This is a genomic window from Rhizobium sullae, assembly GCF_900169785.1.
Lineage (GTDB): Bacteria > Pseudomonadota > Alphaproteobacteria > Rhizobiales > Rhizobiaceae > Rhizobium > Rhizobium sullae.
Window position 1 is genome coordinate 1 of the sequence record NZ_FWER01000116.1, and the last position, 6,976, is coordinate 6,976.

Below are 6,976 nucleotides of genomic sequence, written 5' to 3' on the forward strand. Positions count from 1 at the left end.
CGTGACCGGCGCAACCGCCTGACGTCTCACACAAGCGCCTTGTTCCGACCTTGATCAAATAACGTGACATCGCCCCTTCCGCCAAAAGGCAGAGCTTGAGCAACGAGCCGCCGGAAGCTTAGTTCATGACGCCATGGCCCGTAAGGAAGGCTTCGGTTTTGGCACTGTTATGCGAGTGGCTTGCGACCGCCGTCAGTTCGGCACCCCGCATGCGCACGCGGATGGCTGGCGGTGTTCGAGCCCCCACGCCGCGTCGAGCAAGAGCTTCTCCGCTCTACCGCCGTCGGCGACATAGGCGCAGCGCTGCGCGGGGGCATAAACGATGCCGGCTACGGGAACATTGCCCTCGATGAGGGCAATGTTGACGGTGAAGTCGTGACGGCGGTTGATGAATTCCTTCGTGCCGTCCAGCGGATCGACGAGAAAGAACGTGCCGCCGCTGATATCCGGAACGCGGCCGGAGCAGACGGACTCCTCGGCAACCACGGGGATCTGCGGAAACGCCGCCGCAAGTCCCTCCAGAATCATTGCCTCCGCTCGTCGGCTTCCGTGACGGGCGACTGGTCCTCCTTGTAGCAGACCTCGGGACCTGCGTCGTAGACCTCGATAATCGCCGCGGCCGCGTCGAGCGCTATGCGCTCGAGCATTTCGCAAAAGGCCGTCATTTGCTCTCCATCCTCCGCTCGAGGAATTCCTCGATCGCAAGCGCCAGATCGGACGGTTCCTGGCCGACGGTGCGTATATGAAGTTCCGGGTTTTCCGGGGCTTCATAAGGTGAGGATACGCCGGTGAAATTCGCGATCCTCCCGGCGAGCGCCTTTTCATAGAGGCCCTTCGGATCGCGGCGTGCGCACTCGTCGAGCGGCGTATCCACGAAGATCTCGATGAACTCGCCCTCGTCCATCAATTCCCGCGCCATCCGCCGCTCGTCGCGGAACGGTGAGATGAAGGACACGAGCACGATCAGACCGGCATCGGCCATGAGCTTGGCCACCTCCGCCACGCGGCGGATGTTCTCGACCCGGTCCTCTTCGGTAAAGCCGAGATCCCGGTTCAGGCCGTGGCGTACATTGTCGCCGTCGAGCAGGTAGGCATGTTTGCCCTGGGCGTGGAGTATCCTGTCGAGCTCGTTCGCGATGGTCGATTTTCCCGAGCCGGAGAGCCCGGTGAACCAGAGCACGGCCGGGAGCTGGTTCTTCAAGGCGCTGCGCGCGCTCTTGTTGACCTCGAGCGCATGCCAGTGGACGTTGTCTGCGCGCCTGAGCGGAAAATCGATCAACCCTGCGCCGACGGTGGCGTTCGTCACGCGGTCGACGATGATGAAATTGCCCGTCGCCCGGTTGTCCGTATAGGCATCGAAGGCGATCGGCGCCTGCGTCGAGATGTTGCAAACACCCACTTCGTTCATCTGAAGCGATTTCGCGGCCTCGCGGATGCAGCTGTTGATGTTCACCTGGTGCTTGAGCGCGGTAACCATGGCACTGACGCTGTCGGTCTCCGTTCGCAGAATGTAGCTTCGTCCCGGCAACATCGGGCTCGAGTCGAACCAGATCACATGCGCCTGGAACTGATCCGCCACGAAAGGGCGGGCACCGGGGGCGACGAGCATATTGCCGCGCGAGGCATCCACCTCGTCGGCGAGCACCAGCGTTACCGCCTCGCCCTCCCCCGCCGTCGCAAGCTCGCCGTCATAGTTGACGATCGCCTTGACCGACGTGCGCTGTCCGCTCTTTGCCACGACGACCGGATCGCCCACCGAAATTCGGCCGGAAGCAATCTGCCCGGCATAGCCACGAAAATCCGCATTCGGCCGCATGACCATCTGAACCGGGAAGCGGAATGGCTTCGCCTGGTCCATCGGATCCAGCTCGACCGCCTCCAGATATTCCAGCAGCGCCGCCCCCCTGTACCAGGGCGTATTGGCGGAAGCCGAGATGACGTTGTCCCCGTCCCGCGCCGAAATCGGGATCGGACGGATGCTGGCGAAGCCGAGCTCTTTCGCGAAAACCATGTAGTCGGCGACAATTTCCTCGTAGACCTGTTGCTGGAAACCGACGAGGTCGATCTTGTTGACGGCCAGCACGACATGGCGGATGCCTAGCAGCGAAGCGATGTAGGAATGGCGCCGCGTCTGCTGGAGGATGCCCTGCCGGCTGTCGATCAGGATGATGGCGAGGTCCGCCGTCGAAGCGCCGGTCACCATGTTGCGCGTATATTCCTCGTGGCCGGGCGTGTCGGCAACGATGAACTTGCGCTTGGACGTCGTGATATAGCGATAGGCGACGTCGATGGTAATGCCCTGTTCGCGCTCTGCCTCGAGCCCGTCGAGAAGCAGGGCAAGGTCGATCTCCTTGCCGTTTGCGGCACCGGGAGAGCCGACGCGCCCGAGATTGGCGAGCTGGTCCTCGAAGATCAGTTTCGCGTCGTAGAGCAGGCGCCCGATAAGGGTCGATTTTCCATCGTCCACCGAGCCGCAAGTGAAAAATCTCAGGATCGACTTGTGGTCGTGCTGGGCCAGATGTGCTTCAATGTCATGCGGCGGTATGGATTGAACATACGACATCAGAAGTAGCCCTCCCGCTTCTTTTTCTCCATCGCCCCGACTTCATCCGTGTCGATCAGGCGGCTCTGCCGTTCAGACGTTCGCACCGTCAGCATTTCCCGCAAAATGTCCGGAACCGTGGCGGCCTCGGACTCGACCGCTCCGGTCAGCGGATAGCAGCCGAGGGTCCGGAAGCGAACCTGCTGCTCCAGAACCTTCTCATCCGGCTGGATCGGCATCCGCTCATCGTCGACCATGATCAGCATGCCGTCACGCTTGACGACCGGACGCCGGGCCGCGAAGTAGAGCGACACGATCGGGATTTCCTCGCGCAGGATGTATTGCCAGATGTCGAACTCGGTCCAGTTGGAGAGCGGGAAGATACGCATCGTCTCCCCCTGGCCGACGCGCGTGTTGTAGGTCTTCCACATTTCCGGGCGCTGGCGCGTCGGATCCCAGCCGTGTTGGAGACTGCGAATGGAGAAAATGCGCTCCTTGGCCCGCGACTTCTCCTCGTCCCGCCGCGCACCTGCGAGAGCCGCGGTGAAACCGTATTTCTCCAGCGCCTGCCGGAGCCCCATCGTCTTCATGACGTGGGTGTGCACGTTCGAGCCGTGCGTGAATGGACCCATGCCCTGGTCCACCCCATCCTGATTGACGTGAACGAGGAGATCGAAGCCGAGCTCTCGCGGCATCCGGTCGCGGAACTCGATCATCTCCCGAAACTTCCATTTGGTGTCTACATGCAGGAATGGAAAAGGCGGTTTGGCGGGGTAGAACGCCTTCATCGCCAGATGCAGCAATACCGAGGAGTCCTTGCCGATCGAGTAAAGCACGACCGGGTTAGAGAATGTTGCAACGACTTCTCGAATGACATGGATCGCTTCGGCTTCAAGCCGACGGAGATGAATAAGAGTCAATTTATCGCCTTGCGTTTACTAGGTAATCATTCGACTTACGCTATATGGCCGTTCCCTTGGAATGACGTCTCCCTATACATCTTCCCGAATACCAGAACTGCATTCATGCCGCCCATGCTAAGGCGTTGCTCATGGCGACGCGCACCCGCGTCCCAGCCGGCCGAAGCCGACGCCCCCACGGTCGCGCCGAAGCGATGCGCATTTTCCTCATCGCAGGAAAGGCTGGGCCATCGCATAGCTTTCTACACATCGGAAATTTTCTACGTGAGCGGAGTTCCCCCGCACCTACTCCGTGCGACAAGGCAGCCGATCCGATCTGGTTTAAGACGTGCTATGCCCGCGCAAATCAATATCTCCCCTGGCGCATGACCGTGCTCAAATCATTGCCATGCCGCCGTTCACGTGTATGGTCTGGCCGGTGACGTAGGCCGCTTCATTGGAAGCGAGATACGCGACCGCGGACGCGACTTCGGCGCTGGTGCCGATGCGGCGGGTGGGGATCGCCGCCATGATCGTCTCTTTCTGCTTGCGATTGAGCTTGTCGGTCATAGCCGATTCGATAAAGCCCGGGGCGACGCAGTTGACGGTAATGTTGCGTGTGGCGATCTCCTGCGCCAGAGACTTGGAGAAGCCGATCATACCGGCCTTGGAGGCGCAGTAATTGGTCTGGCCAGGATTGCCGGTCACGCCGGCGAGCGAAGTGATGTTGATGATGCGGCCATTCCGGCGGCGCATCATCGGACGGGTGAGCTCCCGAGTTAGCTGGAACACCGCGGTGAGGTTGACCTCCAGGACACAGTCCCAGTCGGCGTCTGACATGTGCACGAACAGGCCGTCCTTGGTGATGCCGGCATTGTTGACGAGGATGTCGACGCCTTCGAGATCGGCCTCCGCCTTCAGAGCGAGCGCCTTGACCTCGTCACGATGCTCCAGATTAGCTGGGAACAGCTTGACGCGGTCCCCGAGCTCAGCGGCAAGCATCTCCAATTTCTCAACGCGGGTACCGTGCAAGCCGACAATAGCACCCTGCGCATGCAGCGCGCGGGCGATCACCTCGCCGATACCTCCCGATGCGCCGGTGACGAGCGCCTTACGGCTGGTCAATTCGAACATGTCTTATCCTCTTCTCAATCATGCAGGCTGATGAATTCGGTTAAGCCGCCGCGCCCAGAACTCCTCGCGGGGGGCTGGTTCGCCCGAGCACTCAAGCGCCAGCGGTGCCGCCTACTAACGGCGGCGACATCGCGGTTGATGCGCCGCGCCAGGCCAGACAGTACCTTAGCGGCACCGCTTTTAGATCGTCGAGCCGCCGTTCGGAGGGGAGATTCATTCCACCGCTGAAGCCGGTACATTCGCCCTGGCAACGTGCCGCTTCTTCTCCCGTCGAGGCCAGCGCCGACGTGCTTCGACCGGCGAATCACCTCAATCTGATGCTTCGTCACAGGACTTCACTTGGTGCTTGCACTAAGACTTGCACCCTCAGCCTACATCAGCAACGGGTCATCACCGGCGAGATACGGCGATCCCGCAAGCACCTGAAGGGGTGATCTTTTCAGGAGGCATGTCTTCTACACCTTCCTGAATGCCAGAACTGCGTTCATGCCGCCCATGGCGAAGGCATTGCTCATGGCCACGCCCACCCTGCGCTCGCGCGGCACGTTTGGCGTGACATCGAGATCACAATTGGGGTCTGGCTCACGATAGTTGGCGGTCGGCGGCACGACGCCCTCTTGGATCGCCATCACACAGGCGATCATTTCAAGCGCACTCGCTGCCCCGAGGCAATGGGCGTGGGTGGACTTGGTGGACGAGACGGACAGCGAATTAGCGTGGTCACCGAAGACGCGCCTGATCGCCGCCGTTTCCATTTGATCGTTGGCCTTGGTGCCGGTGCCATGCGCGTTGAGGTAGTCCACGTCCTCGGCATTCAGTCCGGCATCGGCAAGGCAAGCGCGCATCGCCGCCTCCGGCCCGTGGACAGCCGGCGCGGCGATGTGGGAGGCATCGCCGGAAAGGCCGACGCCAGCGACCTCGGCAAGTATTCTTGCACCGCGGGCAGCGGCATGTTCATAGCTTTCCAGCACCGCCATACCGGCACCCTCGCCCACTACCACGCCCTTCCTGTCGGCGGAGAAGGGTCGGCAAGTATCCGGAGCGAGTACCCGCATGGCTTCCCATCCCTTCAGTACCATCCAGACGAGTGGCGCGTCGCTGCCTCCGGCAAGCATGACGTCGGCCCGGCCGCACTTGATCTGGTCTACCGCCGAAGCGATCGCATGGTTGCCCGAAGCACAGGCGGAGGTGACGCCAAAGACCGGGCCGCGCAGGCCGAGGCTCATACTGACTTGGCAGGCAGCGGCACTCGGCATCGTCTTTACGCCAAAGAAGAGTTCGGTGCGCGTCGCTCCGCCCAAAAGGAGCGTACGGTAGGCTTTTTCGGTCGCGTCCCAGCCGCCGAAGCCGGAGCCGACTGTCGCGCCGAAGCGATGGGCATTTCCTTCATCCCAGGAAAGTCCGGCCTGTCGCATGGCTTCGTGCGCTGCAAGCACGGCAAGCACGCTAAAACGATCCATGGAGACGAGCTGCCTGCGGTCAATGTCGTGCTCAGGCAACGCCTTGATCTCGGCGCCGATCATGCCCTTCAGCTCATGAAGCTCTGAATTGACAATCGGGCCGATAGCGGAGCGGCCTTCGCGCATCCCCGTCCAGAGGGAAGCGGCGTCGGTGCCTAGTCCGCACAGCCCGCCCATTCCGGTGATGACGACGCGCCTGTCCATCAAGCCACCTTAACAAGCAAGCCGCGCATGGCTTCCACCATGTCGCCGACATTCTGGAGATCCGACCACGCCTCGGCCGTGTTCATTTCGATCTTGATATCGTAGGCTTGCTCCAGGTCCCAGAGCACGTCCGCTAATCCCAGTGAATCAATACCGAGCGCGGTCAGTTCGGTGGCAGTCGTTATTTCGCCGACAATGGATGCGGTCATTCCCTCGCCGCTCTCCGATTCGACGCGTTTCTTGACTATGGCAATGATTTCCGTTGCGAGTTGGTCTACCATTCGAGTGCCTTCCAGCTTGTGTTTCGACGTGGACGCGGCTCAATTCCTGAGGCTGCCCCCCCATCGTGAAAATTGCCACCAGACTTGCACGACTGGGCAAGGCCAATGCCTATAAGGGCCGGAGGAGTTCCGGCTTCTGTGCCGCGTAGGCTCCGATGACGAAAGAAAGTCGCCGGCTTCCCAGGCGTGTGGAGCTTTGCTATGTAGCAACTGCTAAGATTGGTAAAATCGATTGTTTGGATGAAATCCATTCGTTCGATGGATACTGCAAGCTGGCGCTAGAAGCGCCTTCGTCGGCGATGTCACGTTATTTGATCAAGGTCGGAACAAGGCGCTTGTGTGAGACGTCAGGCGGTTGCGCCGGTCACGGCTTTCCACTGCGCCATTGAGCGGATCCGATGGATGTGGATGGCGAGGGCTGAGTTTTTCTGGTGCGGGGGGACGAAGAGATTTCGG

The 6,976-nt window shown here is 61.0% G+C and carries 5 protein-coding genes and 2 pseudogenes; all 7 read right to left on the reverse strand.

Going from position 1 to position 6,976, the window contains the following annotated elements; all coding sequences use genetic code 11:
• Window positions 1–665: pseudogene (locus tag BN1800_RS38680) on the reverse strand (3'(2'),5'-bisphosphate nucleotidase CysQ family protein); the annotation flags it as partial.
• The gene (gene nodQ, locus BN1800_RS38685) at window positions 662–2,563 is read right to left on the reverse strand and encodes a bifunctional sulfate adenylyltransferase/adenylyl-sulfate kinase NodQ (protein WP_027513869.1); all 1,902 of its coding nucleotides are present in this window, start codon (window positions 2,561–2,563) and stop codon (window positions 662–664) included. The pseudogene BN1800_RS38680 and the gene nodQ, both read right to left, overlap by 4 nt.
• Entirely contained in the window at window positions 2,563–3,462 is a 900-nt protein-coding gene (gene cysD / locus BN1800_RS38690) for a sulfate adenylyltransferase subunit CysD (RefSeq protein WP_027513870.1), read from the reverse strand. Before cysD ends, nodQ begins: the two co-directional genes overlap by 1 nt.
• Window positions 3,463–3,837: 375 nt before the next feature.
• A complete protein-coding gene (gene fabG / locus BN1800_RS38695; RefSeq protein ID WP_027513871.1) occupies window positions 3,838–4,575 on the reverse strand; it encodes a 3-oxoacyl-[acyl-carrier-protein] reductase in 738 nt (245 codons plus the stop codon).
• Window positions 4,576–5,030: 455 nt separating this feature from the next.
• The gene (locus tag BN1800_RS38700) at window positions 5,031–6,239 is read right to left on the reverse strand and encodes a beta-ketoacyl-[acyl-carrier-protein] synthase family protein (RefSeq protein WP_027513872.1); all 1,209 of its coding nucleotides are present in this window, start codon (window positions 6,237–6,239) and stop codon (window positions 5,031–5,033) included.
• On the reverse strand, window positions 6,239–6,520 hold the full coding sequence (locus tag BN1800_RS38705) for an acyl carrier protein (protein WP_027513873.1): 282 nt from the start codon (window positions 6,518–6,520) through the stop codon (window positions 6,239–6,241). Before BN1800_RS38705 ends, BN1800_RS38700 begins: the two co-directional genes overlap by 1 nt.
• 347 nt (window positions 6,521–6,867) lie before the next feature.
• A pseudogene (locus BN1800_RS41030) lies at window positions 6,868–6,976 on the reverse strand (IS6 family transposase); the annotation flags it as partial.

What these genes read in the sequence shown, in the direction of transcription:
- nodQ (WP_027513869.1), bottom strand. Translation starts at nt 2,563, where the DNA reads ATGTCGTATGTTCAATCCATACCGCCGCATGACATTGAAGCACATCTG.
- fabG (WP_027513871.1), bottom strand. Translation starts at nt 4,575, where the DNA reads ATGTTCGAATTGACCAGCCGTAAGGCGCTCGTCACCGGCGCATCGGGA.
- BN1800_RS38700 (WP_027513872.1), bottom strand. Translation starts at nt 6,239, where the DNA reads ATGGACAGGCGCGTCGTCATCACCGGAATGGGCGGGCTGTGCGGACTA.
- BN1800_RS38705 (WP_027513873.1), bottom strand. Translation starts at nt 6,520, where the DNA reads ATGGTAGACCAACTCGCAACGGAAATCATTGCCATAGTCAAGAAACGC.